This window comes from Solwaraspora sp. WMMB335, from assembly GCF_049179075.1.
In the GTDB taxonomy this organism is placed as follows: Bacteria; Actinomycetota; Actinomycetes; order Mycobacteriales; family Micromonosporaceae; genus Micromonospora_E.
The window spans coordinates 3,278,614-3,295,883 of sequence record NZ_JBMHMF010000001.1; the positions used below are offsets into that span (position 1 = coordinate 3,278,614).

At 71.4% G+C, this 17,270-nt stretch carries 15 protein-coding genes and 3 pseudogenes; 7 read left to right on the forward strand and 11 right to left on the reverse strand.

Annotation, left to right across the window (positions count from 1 at the left end; all coding sequences use genetic code 11):
• Positions 1-85: 85 nt before the first annotated feature.
• The 3 genes and pseudogenes from hemC to ACN27F_RS14095 form a co-directional block, all read right to left on the reverse strand.
• Positions 86-1,018, reverse strand: a pseudogene (gene hemC, locus ACN27F_RS14085) (hydroxymethylbilane synthase); the annotation flags it as partial.
• Positions 1,015-2,334 (reverse strand): glutamyl-tRNA reductase, encoded by a 1,320-nt coding sequence (locus ACN27F_RS14090; RefSeq protein WP_421433867.1) that lies wholly within the window; start codon positions 2,332-2,334, stop codon positions 1,015-1,017. The gene ACN27F_RS14090 and the pseudogene hemC, both read right to left, overlap by 4 nt.
• A gap of 101 nt (positions 2,335-2,435) precedes the next feature.
• Positions 2,436-3,188: pseudogene (locus ACN27F_RS14095) on the reverse strand (redox-sensing transcriptional repressor Rex); the annotation flags it as partial.
• Positions 3,189-3,580: 392 nt separating this feature from the next.
• Between ACN27F_RS14095 and ACN27F_RS14100 the strand changes: the two are divergent.
• A complete protein-coding gene (locus ACN27F_RS14100; protein ID WP_421433869.1) occupies positions 3,581-4,885 on the forward strand; it encodes a sensor histidine kinase in 1,305 nt (434 codons plus the stop codon).
• Positions 4,886-4,929: 44 nt separating this feature from the next.
• Entirely contained in the window at positions 4,930-5,574 is a 645-nt protein-coding gene (locus ACN27F_RS14105; protein WP_421440196.1) for a response regulator, read from the forward strand.
• Here ACN27F_RS14105 and ACN27F_RS14110 read toward each other — a convergent pair.
• Positions 5,559-6,236 carry an HAD family hydrolase gene (locus tag ACN27F_RS14110; RefSeq protein ID WP_421433871.1) on the reverse strand — a complete coding sequence of 226 codons (678 nt, stop codon included), beginning with the start codon at positions 6,234-6,236 and terminating at the stop codon, positions 5,559-5,561. The two genes, ACN27F_RS14105 and ACN27F_RS14110, sit on opposite strands and share 16 nt — an antisense overlap.
• The gene (locus tag ACN27F_RS14115; protein ID WP_421433872.1) at positions 6,233-6,487 is read right to left on the reverse strand and encodes a glutaredoxin family protein; all 255 of its coding nucleotides are present in this window, start codon (positions 6,485-6,487) and stop codon (positions 6,233-6,235) included. Before ACN27F_RS14115 ends, ACN27F_RS14110 begins: the two co-directional genes overlap by 4 nt.
• A 399-nt stretch (positions 6,488-6,886) precedes the next feature.
• Here ACN27F_RS14115 and ACN27F_RS14120 point away from each other — a divergent pair, with 399 nt between their 5' ends.
• The 4 genes and pseudogenes from ACN27F_RS14120 to ACN27F_RS14135 all read left to right on the forward strand — a co-directional run bounded on the left by ACN27F_RS14120 (position 6,887) and on the right by ACN27F_RS14135 (position 11,390).
• Positions 6,887-7,825, forward strand: coding sequence for an ECF subfamily RNA polymerase sigma factor, BldN family (locus tag ACN27F_RS14120; RefSeq protein WP_421433874.1), 939 nt, complete (start codon positions 6,887-6,889; stop codon positions 7,823-7,825).
• 243 nt (positions 7,826-8,068) lie between these two features.
• Positions 8,069-8,944, forward strand: a pseudogene (locus tag ACN27F_RS14125) (DUF5667 domain-containing protein); the annotation flags it as partial.
• 398 nt (positions 8,945-9,342) lie between these two features.
• A complete protein-coding gene (locus ACN27F_RS14130) occupies positions 9,343-10,227 on the forward strand; it encodes an HAD family hydrolase (protein WP_421433875.1) in 885 nt (294 codons plus the stop codon).
• Positions 10,224-11,390 carry a hypothetical protein gene (locus ACN27F_RS14135; RefSeq protein WP_421433877.1) on the forward strand — a complete coding sequence of 389 codons (1,167 nt, stop codon included), beginning with the start codon at positions 10,224-10,226 and terminating at the stop codon, positions 11,388-11,390. The genes ACN27F_RS14130 and ACN27F_RS14135 overlap by 4 nt, the downstream gene beginning before the upstream one ends.
• Positions 11,391-11,396: 6 nt before the next feature.
• Here the strand turns inward: ACN27F_RS14135 and ACN27F_RS14140 are convergent, their stop codons facing one another.
• From ACN27F_RS14140 to ACN27F_RS14165, 6 genes are all read right to left on the reverse strand, one after another.
• On the reverse strand, positions 11,397-12,263 hold the full coding sequence (locus tag ACN27F_RS14140) for a lysophospholipid acyltransferase family protein (protein WP_421433878.1): 867 nt from the start codon (positions 12,261-12,263) through the stop codon (positions 11,397-11,399).
• The gene (locus tag ACN27F_RS14145) at positions 12,260-13,330 is read right to left on the reverse strand and encodes an NAD-dependent epimerase/dehydratase family protein (protein ID WP_421433880.1); all 1,071 of its coding nucleotides are present in this window, start codon (positions 13,328-13,330) and stop codon (positions 12,260-12,262) included. The genes ACN27F_RS14140 and ACN27F_RS14145 overlap by 4 nt, the downstream gene beginning before the upstream one ends.
• A gap of 67 nt (positions 13,331-13,397) precedes the next feature.
• Positions 13,398-13,499 carry a 30S ribosomal protein bS22 gene (locus ACN27F_RS14150; protein ID WP_007465623.1) on the reverse strand — a complete coding sequence of 34 codons (102 nt, stop codon included), beginning with the start codon at positions 13,497-13,499 and terminating at the stop codon, positions 13,398-13,400.
• Between the two features lie 221 nt (positions 13,500-13,720).
• Positions 13,721-13,942 carry a helix-turn-helix domain-containing protein gene (locus ACN27F_RS14155; RefSeq protein ID WP_421433882.1) on the reverse strand — a complete coding sequence of 74 codons (222 nt, stop codon included), beginning with the start codon at positions 13,940-13,942 and terminating at the stop codon, positions 13,721-13,723.
• A gap of 233 nt (positions 13,943-14,175) precedes the next feature.
• Complete coding sequence (locus ACN27F_RS14160; protein WP_421433883.1) at positions 14,176-15,795, reverse strand: hypothetical protein; 1,620 nt, start codon at positions 15,793-15,795, stop codon at positions 14,176-14,178.
• Positions 15,796-15,884: 89 nt separating this feature from the next.
• A complete protein-coding gene (locus ACN27F_RS14165) occupies positions 15,885-16,805 on the reverse strand; it encodes a proline dehydrogenase family protein (RefSeq protein WP_421433885.1) in 921 nt (306 codons plus the stop codon).
• Between the two features lie 161 nt (positions 16,806-16,966).
• On the opposite strand from ACN27F_RS14165, the gene ACN27F_RS14170 reads away from it, so the two are divergent.
• On the forward strand, positions 16,967-17,269 hold the full coding sequence (locus tag ACN27F_RS14170; RefSeq protein ID WP_421433886.1) for a hypothetical protein: 303 nt from the start codon (positions 16,967-16,969) through the stop codon (positions 17,267-17,269).
• The last annotated feature ends 1 nt before the right edge of the window (position 17,270 follow it).

Consider the following 17,270-nt stretch of genomic DNA (forward strand, 5'->3'; position numbering starts at 1 on the left):
CCATGTTCTGGGTCGTCGCGCCGGACGGATTGGGCGCTGAAGGTCGCTGGGGCACCACGCCGCCATCCGCGGCGTCTGCGCGCAGGCCGCCAGGCGTGGTCCCGGGAAGGATCGTGTCGGCCCCAGCGTCGAGCAACTCGGTGGCGAGTGCCTTGCCGATGTCGGCGGCGTCAGCCGGAGGACCGGTACGCGACAGCCGGATCTCCCGGACCCCGTCCGGGCTGATCACGGCCGCGCGCAGGTAGATCTCGTCACCGTCGTCCCCTTCGGCGACTTCGGCGTACGCCGCGACGGGTGCGCTGCACCCGGCTTCCAGCGTCGCCAGCAACGACCGTTCCGCGGTGACCACGCAACGGGTCGGTGCATGGTCGAGCAGGCTCAGCAGCTCGACCAGGTCGGTGTCATCGGCCCGGCACTCCACCGCCAGCGCGCCCTGCGCGGGGGCCGGCAGCATGAGCATCGGGTCGAGCGTCTCGGTGATCTCGTCGGCGCGGCCGAGCCGGACCAGCCCGGCCCGGGCCAGGACGACCGCGTCGAGATCGGCCCGCGGACCGCGGACCCGGCCGATGCGGGTGTCCACGTTGCCGCGGATCGGGGTGACCACCAACTGGCGACCGAGGGCGTGCAACTGGGCGATCCGGCGCAGCGCGCCGGTGCCGACGGTAGTGCCCGGGGACAGCTCGGCGAGCATCCGCCCGTCCCGGGTGAGCAGGGCGTCGCGCGGATCCTCGCGCGCCGGCACCGCCGCCACCAGCAGCTCCGCCGGGGTCGCGGTGGGTAGGTCCTTGTACGAGTGGACCGCGAGGTCGATCTCCTTGGCCTGCAACGCGTCGCGCAGCGCCGAGACGAACACCCCGACGCCGAGCGCGGCCACCGGTGCCGTGGACCGGTCCCCGGTGGTGACGATCTCCACCAGCTCGACGTCGCGGCCGGTCGCCGCGCGCAGCATGGCGGCGACCCGGCCCGACTGGGCCATGGCCAGCGCACTACCCCGGGTGCCCAACCGCAACGCGCTCACGAGGCACCGTCCAGATCCGGTATGGCAGCCGCGCCGGAGGTTCCCGGCACGTCCAGGTCGAACAGCTGGCGCAGCAACGCCGCGTACTGGTCCCCACCGGGTTCGGCGGCGAGCTGACGCACCCGCACGGTCGGTGAGTGCAGCAGGCGCTGCACCACCCGGTGCACGGTGTGCGCCACCTCGGCGCGTTGGGCATCGGTCAGGTCCGGACGGCGCTGCGCGAGCCGGCGCAGCTCGGCGCCGACGACGTCGTCGGCGCGGCCACGCAGGGCGGCCACGGTCGGCGCCACGTCCGCACCACGCATCCAGCTGAGGAACGCGGAAACCTCGGTGGTGACGATCTCGGCGACCGCGGCGGTGTCCGCCGCCGCGGGCGCCTCGGTCAACGCGCCGGCCAGTCCGTCGACATCGACGACCGCCACGCCGGGCAGGGCGGCTGTGGCCGGCTCGACGTCTCGCGGCACCGCCAGGTCGAGCAGGACCAGCGGCCCGTCGCGGCCGGCCGGGCGGTGCCGCAGGACCTGCTCGACGGTGGCGCGGGTGAGCACCGGTTCGGCCGAGGCGGTCGCGCTGATCACCAGGTCGACACCGACGAGCGCGTCCGACAGCCGCGCGTACGGCACCGCCGTGGCGCCGTACGTACCGGCCAGCCGCACCGCGCGCTCGTCCCGACGGTTGACCACCTGGATCGTGGTGACGCCGGAGCGCGCCAGGGTGGCGACGGCCAGCGCACCCATCGAGCCGGCGCCGAGGACCAGCACCGACCTGCCGGTCAGCCCGCCGGGCAGCAGGTCGCCGCCGATCCGCAGAGCCGCGCTGACGACATTCTGGCCGGCGCGGTCGATCCCGGTCTCGGCGTGCGCGCGCTTACCGACCCGCAACGCCTGCTGCATGAGTTCGTGCAGCAGGCGGCCGGTGGCGTCGGCCTCGTTGGCCGCGTGGTACGCGTCGCGCAACTGCCCCAGGATCTGGGCCTCGCCGACGACCATCGAGTCGAGCCCGGCGGCCACCCGGTAGGCGTGCTCGACCGCCGCCTGGCCGTAGTGCACGTACAGGTGGTCGGCAAGCTGGTTGGGCAGGCTACCGGTGCGTTCGGCGAGTACCGCGCAGATGTCGGCGAGGCCGCCGTGGAATCCGCTGACCGCCGCGTACACCTCGACCCGATTGCAGGTGGAGAGCACGACGGCGGCATCGACGTAGGGCTTGGCCAGCAGCAGACGCAGCACCGCGGGCTGGTCCGCAGGCGCCACGGCCAGCTGTTCCAAGGTGGCGACCGGCGTGGTCCGGTAGGACGCTCCGACGACGAGCAGATTCACGATCCAACCGCCTCCGCAGGCCCGGACGGCAGCGAACCGGACGGCAGCGCGCCGCCCGCTCCGGCCACGAAGCCGGCCGGTGCGCCGGTGCCGTCGAAGCCCGCCGCACCGGGCAGCCCGGCGTCGCGCCCGCCGGGCAGCGCGGTCAGCCCGGACTTGCGGTGCTCGCCGACCGAGGCGGACTTGCGGTGCTCGTGGAAGGAGAGGATCTGCAGCTCGATCGCGAGGTCGACCTTGCGCACGTCGACGCCGGACGGCACCGCCAGCACGCACGGGGCGAAGTTGAGGATGCTGGTCACACCGGCGGCGACCAACTGGTCGGCCACCTGCTGCGCGGCGGTCGCCGGGGTGGCGATCACCCCGATCGCGATCGACTCGTGCGCCGCGACCGCCGGCAGGTCGTCGATGTGCCGGACGACCAGTCCGTTGATGTCTTCACCCACCCGCGCGGCGTCGGCGTCGAACAGGGCCGCGATGCGGAACCCCCGGGTGGCGAAGCCGGCGTACCCGGCCAGCGCGTGGCCGAGATTACCGACGCCGACCAGGGCGACGGCCCGTCGATGGGTGAGACCGAGAACGTACTCGATCTGCTCGATCAACAAGGTGACGTCGTAGCCGACCCCACGGGTGCCGTACGAGCCGAGCTGGGACAGATCCTTGCGCAGCTTGGCGGAGTTGACTCCGGCGGCGTTGGCCAGACCCTCGCTGGAGACCGTCTCGTGGCCGGCTTCGGCGAGCGCGTGCAGTGCGCGGAGGTACTCCGGGAGTCGGGCGACCGTCGCCTCAGGGAGGTCCGGCAGCGCCGGAACGGCGTCGACCCGGCCGGACGCGCCTGGCTGGCGGTGCTGACTCATGCGTCTCCGTGCGGTGCGATCGTTGACCCGCCGACCGGCCGGTCACTCCGGTGCCCCGGCGGCGACCCGCCGTCACCTGTTGTGCTATCGGGGCTCGTCAGGGTTACAGCGTAGGCGCTTGTGAAGGCGCGCACAAATCGCGATCTTGATGGAGCATCATGAAGGAACCCGGTGCCACATCTTACCCACAAGGCAACCGATCCACCCAGGTGCGACTTGCTCTATTGTCCCCAAATCCGGACTTATCTCCCCGTAGGCCCGACCGGCGCACGAACCGCGACGACGAACCGGCAACTGCCGGGACCGGCGCCCGAGCAGGTAGGGACAACCCCACCCGAGTCCGCCAGCCGACGGGAATGACCCGACGACCGGCAGCATCTAGCGTCGACCTCATGACCACCGCCAGCCCCACGTCGGCCGTCGCGCCGGCTCCCCCCGGCCTGATCACCCGCCGGCTCGGCGGCGACTCGCTGTTCGTCCTCACCGGCCTGCCGCTCGCCGTGGCCAACTTCGTGGTCGCCGTGACCGGCTTCGCGCTCGGCCTGAGCCTGGTCGTCACGGTGATCGGCCTGCCGATCCTCAGCGCGACGTTGCACGCCGCCCGCGCCTTCGCCCAGCTCGAACGGCGGCGGGTGGCCACAGTGCTGGAGACGACCCGGATCGAGCCGAGCTACCACGGGGCCGGACCGGACGCCGGTACCTGGCGCCGCGTCCTGGCGCCGATCATGGAACCGCAGTCGTGGCTGGACCTGGCCTTCGGCGTACTGCGGTTGCCGGTGACGCTGATCGCCGTGCCGGTGACGCTCACCTGGTGGGCGGGGGCGGTGGCCGGTTCGCTCTACTGGGTCTACGACTGGCTGCTACCGGTCGATCGGGGCGAAGGGCTGGCTCCACTGCTCGGGCTCGGCGACGCCCCGGCCACCCGGATCGCCCTGCACACGGTGATCGGCATATTCTTCCTGATCACCTTGCCGATCGTGGTCCGCGGCTGCGCCCTGCTGCAGGCCGGATTCGCCCGTGGCCTGCTCACCGGAGTGGCCGAGATGCGCGACCGGATCACCCGGCTGGAGGAGCAACGGCAGGCGGCGGTGTCCGCCGAGGCGATCGCGTTGCGCCGGCTGGAACGCGACATCCATGACGGGCCGCAACAACGGCTGGTCCGCCTCGCGATGGACCTCGGTCGGGCACGCGAACAACTCGCCGCCGACCCGGACGCGGCGCGGCAGACCATCGACGAGGCGCTGAGCCAGACCAGGGAGACCCTCGCCGAACTCCGCGCCCTGTCCCGGGGCATCGCGCCACCCATTCTGGTCGACCGTGGGCTACCGAGCGCACTCGCCGCCCTGGCCAGCCGAGGGGTCGTGCCGATCGACCTCTGGGTCGATCCGCAACTCGCGACACCTGACGGACGGCTGGACTCGGCGGTGGAGAGTACCGCGTACTTCGTGGTCGCCGAGGCGTTGACCAACGTCGCCAAGCACAGCGGCGCGACCATCTGCACGGTGGCGGTGCGCCGGCAGGGCGACCGGCTGATCATCGCGGTTACCGACGACGGAGCAGGTGGCGCCCACCTGGCCAAGGGACACGGACTGGCCGGTCTCGCCGACCGGGTGCGCACCCACGGCGGTGTGCTGAGCGTCACGAGCCCGACCGGCGGGCCCACCGACATCCGCGCCGAACTGCCGGCCAGCCGGTGATGGCCGAATCAGCCGGCCGGCCGGTGCTGGTAGACATCAATGCCATGCGGGTAGTGATCGCCGACGACGCCGTGCTCCTGCGAGAAGGTCTCATCCGCCTGCTCACCGAGCACGGCCACCACGTGGTGGCGGCGGTCGCGGACGGACCGGCGCTGGTCGCGGCGGTCGTCGAGCATCGTCCGGACGTCTCCATCGTCGATGTGCGGATGCCGCCGTCGCACACCGACGAAGGGCTGCGGGCCGCCGTGGAGATCCGCCGCCGGCTGCCGGGCGCGCCGGTGCTGGTGCTCTCCCAGTACGTCGAGGTGTCGTACGCCGACGACCTGCTCGCCGACCGGGCCGGTGCGGTGGGCTATCTGCTCAAGGACCGGGTCGCGGCGATCGCCGAGTTTCTCGACGCGCTGGGCCGGGTGGCCGGTGGCGGCACCGTGCTCGATCCGGAGGTGGTCAGCCAGTTACTGGTCCGCCGCCGCCGGGACGATCCGTTGCGTGACCTGACTCCCCGTGAGCGCGAGGTGCTCGGCCTGATGGCCGAGGGACGGTCCAACGGTGCGATCGCGCGGCTGCTGGTGGTCAGCGATGGCGCGGTCGAGAAGCACGTCCACAACATCTTCACGAAGCTGCAGCTGCCGCCGGACATCGAGCAGCACCGGCGGGTACTCGCGGTGCTGACCTATCTGCGCAGCTGACGGCCGATACCGCCCTGGCCCGGATGACCGCCGGCCAGCCGGACCGCGTCGGTGAGGCTCTCCGCCACCGGAACACCACGGGCCCGTAGCCGGTCCGGGTCGGTGAAACCGCCCGTGTACAGGACGCAACTCGCACCTACCGCCTCGGCGGCGTCGGCGTCGTCGATCGAGTCGCCGATGAGCACCGTGGTGACCGGGTCCACGCCGAGCTGGGACAGGTGCTGGTCGAGGTGGGCGGCCTTACGGTCGCCGCCGACCTCGGTCCGCAGCCCGTCGATGCGACGGAAGGTGGCGGACAGCCCGTACGTCTCGACCAGTAGCACCAGTTCGTCGTGGAACCACATCGACAGCAACGACTGGGTACCCGCCCAGCCGCGCAATGCCCGTTCCGCGTCCTCGGCGAGGGCGCACGTGGTCAGCCCGGCCCGGTAGGCGTCGTGGAAGATCCGGTCCAGTCGGCCGAACTCCTCCGCGTCCACCACTCGGCCGAGCACCTCGGCGTAGTAGTCGGCGACCGGCCGTCGGAACGCGGTCCGGTGCTGTTCGGCGGTGAGGACCGGCCCGTCGACGGTGGCGATCGCGTGGTTGGTCGAGGCGACCACCAACGCCAGATCGTCGAGCAGGGTGCCATTCCAGTCCCAGACGAGATGGCAACCGGTCACGACCGGCGTCCCTGGCGCAGGTCGGCCAGCAACCGGTCCTCTTCGACCCGCCAGTAGCCGTGCTCGCGCCCGTCGAGCAGCACCACCGGCAGGCGTTCGCCGTACTCACGTTCCAACTCGAAATCGGTGGTGACATCGAGTTCGGACCACCGGTCGCCGGTCTGCCGCGCCACCCGGGTGATCGCCTCGCGGGCGGCCTCGCACAAGTGGCAGCCGGGTCGGGTGATCAGGGTCAGTCGTGACTGGCTCACCGGTCTCCTCACGGTCGGACGCGACACGCCCGAGCAGCGTACCGGTTACCGACAGCGCGTGCGTCGGGTAGCTGACAGCGCACAGAGTGTGCGATATCCCGAGATGGCCGACGGAAATACTTCGTCGTTGTGTAACGGACTCCACACGCCTGGGTGACGTTGGCCCTATCATCGCCTTGGGTCGGCTCACCCGTTTTGCCGTGAGTCGCCACCCCTCAGCCCGAGGAGGCCCGCCGTGCCCGTTAATGCACCGCACCAGCACCTCAGGGAGGTGTGTCGGTCGGCGACACACGTCACCGGCGTGACGGATCGTGCCAGCAACGGCACCCATCCCACCGAGCCAGGTGCCCGGGCCAGCCACCCGGCCGGATCGCCACGGGCACGAACGGAGGACGCCCCATGAGTGTCTACTCCCCCCGACTCGTCTACCCAGCGGTCAGTCGCGAGGTGCACGGCGCCCAGGTCGCCCTGACCCAAGGGCTCCGGCTGCTACGTGCCTCGATGGACGAGATGCTCAGCATCACCCTGCGCGGCGACGGCAACACCAGGCGGGCCAGACAACGCACCCACCCGAACGAGGTGCCGACCCGGCACCAGCCGGGCACCAACGCCAAGCCGATGGGTGGCGCGGTGGCGACCCCGGCCCGGCCGACGATGCCTACCCAGCCGGGCGGCAACGACGCGGAGACGGCCGTCCTGCCGGTGGTGCCGGACCAGGACCGCCGCCGCGGCGCACCGCCGGGCAACTACCCGGACCGTCCCGACGAATCCGACCCGGCCCGGGAGGTGTGGGCGCTGGTCGAGCGAGCGCAGGCCGGGGACACCGAGGCGTTCGGGCTGATCTACGACCGGTACCTCGACACGGTCTTCCGGTTCATCTACTTCCGGGTCGGCAATCGGCAACTGGCCGAGGACCTGACCTCGGACACGTTCCTGCGTGCGCTCAAGCGCATCGGCAGCTTCACCTGGCAGGGCCGTGACCCCGGCGCCTGGCTGGTGACGATCGCCCGCAACCTGGTCGCGGACCACTTCAAGTCCGGAAGGTACCGCCTCGAAGTTACTACGGGTGATGTTCTGGATGCAGAGCGCGAGGATCGTGGGCCGGAAGGCAGCCCGGAAGCCGCCGTCGTGGACCACATCACGAACGTCGCTCTGCTGACCGCGGTCAAGCAGCTCAATCCCGAGCAGCAGGAATGCATCGTCCTGCGCTTCCTGCAAGGATTCTCGGTCGCCGAGACCGCGCGGGCGATGGGCAAGAACGAAGGTGCGATCAAGGCGCTGCAGTACCGTGCGGTACGCGCGCTGGCCCGGCTGCTGCCCGACGGCTTCCAGGCGTAGCGGTCGCGCCTGAGGCTCTGGCATCGGTCACGCGTAGTGAGGATTCCCCGCGCCGGCCCGTAACCCAACTGGCCACTCAGCCGTTTCACGGGGTGCGACCGGTGGTGCCCTTGCGAGGTCAGCCATCCGGCGACGTACCCGGGTCCGTGCGGGACACCTCCCCAACGACCCTGGCCGTGGTCGCATCGGACGGCGGCGACACCCCGCCGCACAAGCCGTGACCTGCAAAGGGAGGGGCCCGCGATGAGCAAGCTCAAGCTCTTGCGTCGCCGCGCCGAGCGTTTCGCACAACTTCTCGATCGGGGAGACGGTGGTGGGCGGCGCCACGTCCGTGACCCGTTGGACGAGGAACTGGCCCCGCTCACGGATCTCGGACGTCGGATGTCCGAGCTGCCACCCCAGGCGACGGGCGCCGTGGACCCCGGCTTCCGGGCCTATCTACGCGCCACCCTCATCGCCACCGCCGAACGGGAGGGGATCGGAGCCACCGCTGCGGCGGCGGCCGGCGGCAACGCGCCCGAATCCAGATCGGTCCGGCGCCGTGCCCGTGCCGTGGTGCCCGGGCGCGCCATCGGGCGGGCACGTGCCCGGGCCGTCGTCATCGCCACCGTGGCCTTCGGTGCCATCACCGTTTCGGGCATGTCGGCCGCGACCGAGCAGGCGCTGCCCGGCGACACTCTGTACGGGATGAAACGGTCCACCGAACGCGCGCAACTCGCCTTCACCCACTCCGACGTGTCCCGGGGCCAGCTCTTCCTCGGCTTCGCCCGGGTCCGGTTGGACGAGGCGATCACCTTGCAGGATCAGCCTGACGCGTTCCGCGCGGTGCTCGACGACATGGACGGTCAGACGCGGCAAGGCGTCGAACTGCTCACCGCGGCCGCCGCCGAGCGCGGTGAGCACGGACCGCTGGACACCGTCGACGCCTTCATCGCAACCCAGCGACCGGTACTTCGCGAACTAGCTGCGGCGGGTACGGTCACCCAGGAGCGGGCCACGGACTCGCTGGCGCTGGTGGACGCGGTCCGCGCCCGTACCCAGGCGTTGCGCAACGGGCTGGCCTGTACGACATCAGCCGGGCTGGAAACCGATGCGCTCGGTCCGCTACCCACCACCTGCACCGTTGGCGAACATGCCGGCGGCGTCGGTGTCCGGATACCGGGCAATGGCCAGCCGGAACTGCCGGGTGAGGCCGCCGCTGGCGAAGGCAAGACAGATGTGGCGCCGGAATCCGTCGGCCCGCCCTCGGCCGCGACCGACGGGAGCGGGCAATCGTCCGCCGCCGCCCCTGATGCCCCGCCGACCGGCTCGCCGTCGTCGGAACTGGCCGAGCCACAGGTCGACGGCGCCGACCAGGTCTTGCCGAACACCCCGCGCCCGGCGGTGAAGGACACCCCGGCGTCCGACCGTTGACGTCCGGTCCCCCGCTCACGCCCCGGCCGGCCAGCTACCCTCGCGAAAGGCGACAGACCGGTGGCGGACGCAAGTCCCGGTGACGGACGGGGGGTGACATTGGGGTGGGCCGCACCCGCAAGGTGACCATCAGCACGGATGCCTACGGCCACACCGCAGGTTGGGCGACCGCCGACCTGGCGGCCGCGCCACCCACCCCCGACACCCGCTCGGCTGCCTTCTTCGACGTCGACAACACCATGCTCCGCGGCGCCTCCATCTACTGGCTGGCCCGCGGTCTGGCCGCGCGCAACTACTTCACCACCGCCGACCTGGCCCAGTTCGCCTGGCGGCAGGCCCGGTACCGGCTGCTGGCCACCGAACACGCCGCGGACATGTCCCGAGCGAGAGAAGCCGCCCTCGCGTTCGTCGCCGGCTGGCGGATCGACGACGTGGAACGGCTCACCGAGCAGATCTTCGACGAGTTGATGGCGCCGCGTATCTGGCCCGGCAGCCGGGCGCTGGCCCAGCTCCATCTCGACGCTGGTCAGCGGGTGTGGCTGGTCAGCGCCGCCCCGGTGGAGATCGGCCGGGTGATCGCCCAGCGGCTCGGGCTCACCGGCGCGCTCGGCACCGTGGCCGAAATCGTCGACGGTGCGTACACCGGCCGGCTGGTCGGCGAGCTGATGCACGGCCCGGCGAAGGCTGAGGCGGTGGTACGGCTCGCCGCGGTCGAGGGATTGGATCTCGGCAGGTGCAGCGCCTACAGCGACTCGGCCAACGACATACCCATGCTCTCGGCGGTCGGTCGCGCCGCAGCGGTCAACCCGGACGCCGCGCTGCGGCGGCAGGCGCGCGAGCGTGGCTGGACGATCCACGATTTCCGGACCGGTCGCAAGGCGGCGCGGATCGCGGTACCGTCGACGGTCGCCGCCGGGTTCCTGGCCGGCGTGGTGACGGCTGGTCTGGCCATGCGCCGCCGCCGGACGGAGGAAAGGTCATCGGTGTGACGGTCACCGTACGCCCGCCCGAGCAGGTCGGGACACCGGGTCGGCGGCCGGGGCGGCACCGGCGCCCCGGCCCGTGGCACCTGGCCGGTCTGGCCGCCGCGTTGGTGGCCGCCGCGCTGCTGATCGCGCTGCCGCAGGCCGGTCCGCCGTCGGCCGACGAGCCGCGCGGACTGCGTACGCTGGCCGAGGTCTGGCCGGACGCCGAGGTCGCCGACCTGGCCGCCAACCTGCCCGACGGCCCGGCGTACAGCCCGGTCCTGTTCATCGACGCGGGTACCTCGGTCGGCACCGCCCCGAGTCCGGACGGAACCGCGCTACGACTGGTGGTCCTGGCCCCGGACGGGTCCGTCCGGGAGCTGCGCCGGCTGCCGCTGACCGCCACCCCGCAGTACGGTGGATTCACCCTCGACGGGGCGACGCTGGCCTGGTCCGAGTCGGTCGCGGACGAGGCCGGGCACGGCCGTACCGAGATGTGGGCGGCCGACGTGAACGGTGGTGGAGCACCGCGCCGACTCACCGGTGACACCGGCGACGTGGTCTTCTTCAACTCCCAGTACGACATGGTGATCAATGACGGGCGGCTGTACTGGGTGGCGGTCGCGCCCGGCGAGGAGCCCGCCACCGAGCTGCGCTCGGTCGCGCTCAGCGGCGGCGACGTCACGGTCCGCACCGACCCGGGCGCCTGGTCGCTGTCCGCCTGGCCGATGATGGTCAGCGCCGGCAGCGGAGAAACCGGTCCGGTCCGGGTCCGGAACCTCGACGCGCGGCGGATAATCGACGTCCCGGCCGGGCCGACCGAACTGGTTACCTGCGGCCCGACCTGGTGCCGGGTGCTGGTGCTGGCGGCGGACGGGCCGGGCCGTATCGACCTGATGCGCCCCGACGGTACGGACCGTCGCCGCGTCGGTGATGGTTCGGTCACCGCCAGCACCATCGATGTCGGCATGCTCGACCGGTTCGAGGTGTTGTCCCGCTCGGCCGCCCCGAACGCGCTGACCAACGCCCAGCAGCTGATCATCTACGACCTGGAGCGGGACGAGGCGTTCGTGGTGGCCGACGGGGTCGGCATGGTCCTGTGTCGGGCCGGGACGCTCTGGTGGTCGGTCGGCGACAGCGAGAGCACCGCATGGCAGGTGCTCGACCTGCGCACGCTGCTGACCTGAGCCGGGTCAGCGACCGAACGGATCGGGCCGGCGTTCGAGCAGCCGGTGTACCGCCTGCTGGATGGTTTCCCGCACCTGGTCGGCGAGGTTGAAGACGACCAGTGGATCGTCGGCGAGCTCGGCCAACGCGGTGGTCTGGATCGGCGGGCAGAACTCGATCATCCATTTGCTCGGCAGCGGAATCAGGCCCAGCGGCCCCAGCCAGGGAAAGGTCGGAGTGACCGGAAAATAGGGCAGGCCGAGCAGCCGCGCCAGCGGGGCGACGTCGGCGAGCATCGGGTACGTCTCCTCGGCCCCGACGATCGCCACCGGAATGATCGGCGCGCCGGTCCGGATGGCCGCGGCCACGAACCCGCCCCGACCGAAGCGCTGGAGCTTGTACCGCTGTGCGTACGGCTTGCCGATGCCCTTGAACCCCTCGGGAAAGACGCCGACGAGTTCACCGGCACCGAGCAGCCGTTCGGCATCGGGGTTGCAGGCCACCGTGCCACCGAACTTGCGCGTCAACTCCGACAGGAACGGCAGCCGGAAGACGAAGTCCGCCGCGAGCAGCCGCAGGCGGCGGTGCTCGGGGTGCTCGTCGTACAGGATCGCGGTGAGCACCATCGCGTCCAGCGCGACCGTGCCGGAATGGTTGCCCACCACCAGGCCGGCGCCCTTGGGCGGCAGGTGCTCGACCCCGAAGATCTCGGTGCGGAACCACTCCCGGTAGAGCGTCCGTAGAATCGGCTGGAACACCCCTTCGGCGAGGTCCGGATCGAACCCGAACTCGTCAACCTCGTACTCGCCGGCCAGTCGACGGCGGAGGAAGGCCAGGCCGGCGGCGACCCGCCGGTCCCAGATGTCCCCGGCACGCACGTCACCGGTGCTCATGCCGGCTCCAAGCCATGGCGCTCGGCGCGATCGGCACCACGGACCCGGCGGATGCCGTCCAGGATCGCGCGCTCCGCCGCCGCCAGCCGATCCCGGCCCAGTACCGTGCCGTCCGGATGGGCCCGGAGGAAATCGTCGAACGCCGCCGCGGTGGAGCGGGGTACGAAGCCGAACTCGCGGGCCAATCGGCTGGTGTCGACCACCCGGCCGTGGATGAACAAATCGATCTGGTCCAGTCCGTACCGCCCCACGCCGAAGACCCGGGTGAAGCCGGCGGCGGTGGACATCCCCGGCTCAGGCACTCCGACGCCCAACCGGCCGGCCCGCCGAATCGCCTGGGACAACGTCAACACCCCGGGCCCGGCCACGTTGAACGTCCCCGGATGGTCCTCGACGGCTGCCCGGTGCAGCACCTCGAGCGCGTCGTCGACGTGCACGAACTGCAGTCGCGGATCGCGGCCGATGACGGTCGGGACCACCGGCTGGGCAAAGTACCGGGTCAAACTGGTGTGTGCCGCGGCACCGATGAACGGCGCGAACCGCAGCACGGTGGCGGTGACGTCCGGCCGACGACGCCGGAAGCCGCGTACGTAGGCCTCGATGTCGAGGATGTCACGGGCGAAGCCGCCCCGAGGGACCTCTCGGGGCTCGGTGTCCTCGGTGAACACCGCCGGGTCACGAAACGACACGCCGTACGCCGCGGTGGACGAACGGATCACCAGCTTGCGCAGTTGCGGCGCTTGTTGGCAGGCGGCGAGCAACTGCATCGTACCGATGACGTTCTGTTCCTTCATCGCCGCGCGACCGCCGTACTGCTGATCCGGTCCGCTGACCACGGCCAGGTGCACGACGGCCTGCGCGTCGAGGTCCGCGACGATGCTGCTGACCGCACCGGCATCGGCCCGCACCTGATCGACGTCACGGAGCAGGTCGGAAAAATCCGGCGACGGATTCGCGACATCCAGTCCGACGACCCGCCCGACCCGGGAGTCGGCGGCGAGCCGGCCCGCCACGCGGGCACCGATGAAGCGGCTGATCCCGGTGACCACGACGGTCGGGGACGTCACGATGTGGCCCTCCCAATGCCGGCGGGTGACCGGGGTGGGTGTGCGCCGGGCCGGAGCCCGGCCACGGTCACTTGCCGAGACGTCGACGCTGGACGCGGGTCTTGCGCAGCAGCTTGCGGTGCTTCTTCTTCGCCATGCGCTTGCGGCGCTTCTTGACCACCGAGCCCATACGACAGCCTTCCCAACGAAGTGCGGGTCGGTTCCTGCGCCGCACGGGGACGCTGGCGGGAACCGAATCTGGACAACCGGCCCGACCACGCTGGTGGTGCACCCACCCGCGCAGGCGATGGCACGGCCGGCGTCAAGCCTAGCCCGCACGCGTCATCAGCACCAACGCGGCCCCGGCACCGGCCGGTCGCCACGCTGGCGCCGCAGCGTCCAGGCAGACCGCTACGCGGTCTCTCGGAACGCACCTCGCAGGTACTCGTGCACCGCGTGTTCCGGCACCCGGAACGACCGGCCTACCCGAACGGCGGACAGCTCACCGGAGTGCACGAGTCGATAGACGGTCATCTTCGACACCCGCATCACCTTCGCCACCTCGGCGACGGTCAGGAACTTGACCTCCGACAGCCTGCCCTCGGACTGTTCGGACTGTGGTGATCCTGCCATGGTTCACCGATCCATCCCATTCCCCGGCACGTGCCGCCCGGCGGGACACTTCAAACGCCGCGACGGGCAACGCGCGTGTTACCAGTACGGTAACGGGGTAGCTGTGACCGGCGCGATCTGTTCCGTCATTTGATCATGCCGCGCCACCCGCCGACACCCGGACGGGCGACTTCTGCCGCCGCCGGCCACGACGGCCGTACGCTGGCGCTTCACCCGGTGCACGGCACCGTGGCTCATCCGGCGGCCTGCCGGACGTAGTCGATGCATGCCTGGTGCAGATCTTCCCACGGCTGGTCGAAATGCCGCCGGGACGCCACGTCGATGGCCAGTCCGTCGTGCACCACCGACCGGAAGAACATCAGCAGCCGCTCCTCACCGAACCGATCGACCAGATGACGCACGGCCAGGTAACCCACTCCGTAGCCGGCCCCCACCTGCCAGTCGGCCGTCTCGGCGGTCGGCTCCATGCCCTGCAGCGGCCCCTGCCAGTCCTGTTCCAGCACCAGCCGCCGGACGTTCGGCAATCCCTCGTAGCGGACCACCGGGCGTCCGTCGGCGGCGGCGTACTCGGCCAGCCCTTCGATGAGCCACCATGCCTCCCGCTCGCGGTGGCCGCCGTCGGGCAGCGAAGCGGCATGCGTCAGTTCGTGCCGCAGCAGGTCGGGCCGCAGCGCATCGCGCAGGTCGGTGCCGTTGAGCACCACCTCGTAGTGCCCGCCGCCGACCGCCACCGCGTAACCGGCAGTCCACTGCGGACGGTTTCCGCCGTACCAGTGCGACCACTCGTCCTCGCCCGCGTAGAAGACGCGGTACCGGTCGGGCAAGGTGCCCGTCACCGCGTACCGGTCGGCGACCAGCGCCGCCTGTTCGGCGTCACGCAGCAGCGCCGGCAGCAGGTCACGGTACGCCGGGGTGGTCGCGACCAGCGTACGGTTGCCGGTCGCCACCACCAGCTCGCTGACTTCCCACGGCCGGGGCCCGTCCTGCAGCATCATCGACGGTTCGACCGCGATCAGCTGCAGTCGTCCATGCACGGTGGTCCACCGCTGTCCGATCACCACCGGGCTGGTCCGACACGACGGTACGACGAAGCAGTGCTCGTAGCTGACCAGCAGCCGCCAGTGGGCACCGCCAGCCGATACGGTCGCCGTGGCCGTGGCCGTCGGTGCCGGCGTGGCCGTGGCCGTCGGTGCCGGCGTGGCCGTGGCCGTCGGTGCCGCGGTCGGCGTCGGGATCACCGTCGGCTCGGGGGAAACCGTGTCAGCGTCCGGATCGATCTGCACCGGCAACGTACTGACCGCCGGTTGCCACGCCGTCACCCGCATCGCCCGCAACGCGTGGTACTGCCGGGTCAACTCCTCGCGTGCCGTCGACCCGGCAGCGGCGATCGACAAGAAGGTCCGCTCGTCTCCGGCGAGTAGCGCTGCGGCCTGCTGGTCGAGCAGCGCCTCGATCTGGGTACGCAACCAGATCTGCGTCATTTCGGCCGGATCACCCGGTAGCGGGCTGGCCGCTGGTGGCGCCACGGTGGACGCCGGCACGGCCGGCGGCTCGGGCTCGGGCAGCCGGTCGACCAAGGCCACCACCCCGGCCACCGGTGCGACGCAGAACAGCAACGTGGCGACGATGCCGAGCACCGGCCAGAGCGGCCAACGCCGCTCAGGCGGCGGACCTGCCGGCTGGCTCGGCCCTGGCTCCGACGGCGACGGGGAATCCGCCGCGGCCGGTGCCGAGATGTCCACTGGAGACGGCGCACGGGGTGGGGGCGGGTCCACCGGTGGCGAGGTAGCGGCCGGCTCCTCCTGCCGGTCAGTCAGCCGGTCGGTCTCCCATTCGCGGTCCGGGTCCGTCACCCGCCGCATGATACGGCTATCCGGTGCGCCCCGATCCGCCCCGGTTAGCCACGAACCGGTTGGCCACGAACCACGGACACGGTCGGTCGTCAGCCGCGCGAACGCAGGGCCCGACCGAGGAAAGCCACGTTCGCCGGTCGCTCGGCGAGCCGACGCATCAGGTAGCCGTACCAGTCCGTCCCGTACGGTAGGTAGATCCGCATCGTGTAGCCCTCATCAGCGAGCCTGACCTGCTCCGCCGGACGGACCCCGTACAGCATCTGGAATTCGAACTCCTCGGGTGCCCGGTCGAACCAACGTGCCCGGTCCTCGCCGATCGCGATCAACCGTGGATCGTGGGTGGCCAGCATCGGATAGCCCGGACCGGACATCAGGATGTTCAGACAGCGGACGAACGACTTGTCGACGTCGATCGCGGACTGGTAGGCCACCGACTCCGGCTCGGCGTACGCTCCCTTGCACAACCGCACCCGTGAGCCGGGGGTGGCGAGCTCCCGGCAGTCGGCCTCGGTACGCCGCAGGTACGCCTGCAGCACCGCCCCGGTGTCCGGATGTTCGACACGCAGCGCGTGCAGGATGTCCAGGGTCGAGTCGGTCGTGGTGTGGTCTTCCATGTCCAGCGTCACGGTGGCGCCGACGGACGCCGCGGCGACACAGATGGCCCGCGCGTGCTCGGTCGCCACCGGCTCGTCGAAGCGCTGTCCCAGCGCGGACAGTTTGACGCTGACGTCGGACCTGGCGGCCAGCCCGGCCCGACCGAGCCCGTCCAGCAACGCGAGGTACTCCGCACGTACCGTGCTGGCCTGCTCGGGTGTCGCGGTGTCCTCGCCGAGGTGGTCCACGCTGATGGTCAGGCCGGCACCGGTGAGTGCCGCGGCGGCGGTCAGCGCCTCGTCGATGTTGGTGCCGCCGACGAAGCGACGGACGACATCGCGGCTGAACGGGGCGGTGGCGACCAGCCGTTCGATCGTGGCCGACCGGGACGCGGCGAGGATGACCGAGCGAAGCATAGGGCGAGCGTATCGTCCGCCGCCCGGGTCGGCCCGGGCAGCGCGCAAGCTGTTGGCGTACGGAGCCGCGCGGGCACAGGTCGCGACGTGCGGGGACAGGCACGGGTGACGACCCGGACGCGGCCGTGGGAGCCCTGCCCGGTCGTGCCCGACGTGCGCGGATGAGCTACAACAGTGCCGTGGACAAGACCTCCCCCCGCCGGCTGCGGTCGACCAGCGTCCAACTGGGCACGCTCACCGCGCTGGCCCTGACCCTGTCCGGCTGCAATCTGGTGACCGACGACGACTGCGACGACGACTGGTCGATGCGCTCCGGCACCTCCGCCGGTGGCGGCACGGCTGCGGTGGCGCTGGCGGTACCGGCCGTCGCTGCCGGTACCGGCGGCGAGGCGGCACTGGCCGCGCCGGCCGCGGTTCCCGACCGGGGTGGTTTCGGCACCCACCTCGCCTCCTGCGGCGGCTGAG

Excerpts from the sequence above, each read along its gene's own strand:
- ACN27F_RS14100 (WP_421433869.1), top strand. The coding sequence starts at position 3,581 with ATGACCACCGCCAGCCCCACGTCGGCCGTCGCGCCGGCTCCCCCCGGC.
- ACN27F_RS14105 (WP_421440196.1), top strand. The coding sequence starts at position 4,930 with ATGCGGGTAGTGATCGCCGACGACGCCGTGCTCCTGCGAGAAGGTCTC.
- ACN27F_RS14120 (WP_421433874.1), top strand. The coding sequence starts at position 6,887 with ATGAGTGTCTACTCCCCCCGACTCGTCTACCCAGCGGTCAGTCGCGAG.
- ACN27F_RS14140 (WP_421433878.1), bottom strand. The coding sequence starts at position 12,263 with ATGAGCACCGGTGACGTGCGTGCCGGGGACATCTGGGACCGGCGGGTC.
- ACN27F_RS14150 (WP_007465623.1), bottom strand. The coding sequence starts at position 13,499 with ATGGGCTCGGTGGTCAAGAAGCGCCGCAAGCGCATGGCGAAGAAGAAG.
- ACN27F_RS14155 (WP_421433882.1), bottom strand. The coding sequence starts at position 13,942 with ATGGCAGGATCACCACAGTCCGAACAGTCCGAGGGCAGGCTGTCGGAG.
- ACN27F_RS14165 (WP_421433885.1), bottom strand. The coding sequence starts at position 16,805 with ATGCTTCGCTCGGTCATCCTCGCCGCGTCCCGGTCGGCCACGATCGAA.
- ACN27F_RS14170 (WP_421433886.1), top strand. The coding sequence starts at position 16,967 with ATGAGCTACAACAGTGCCGTGGACAAGACCTCCCCCCGCCGGCTGCGG.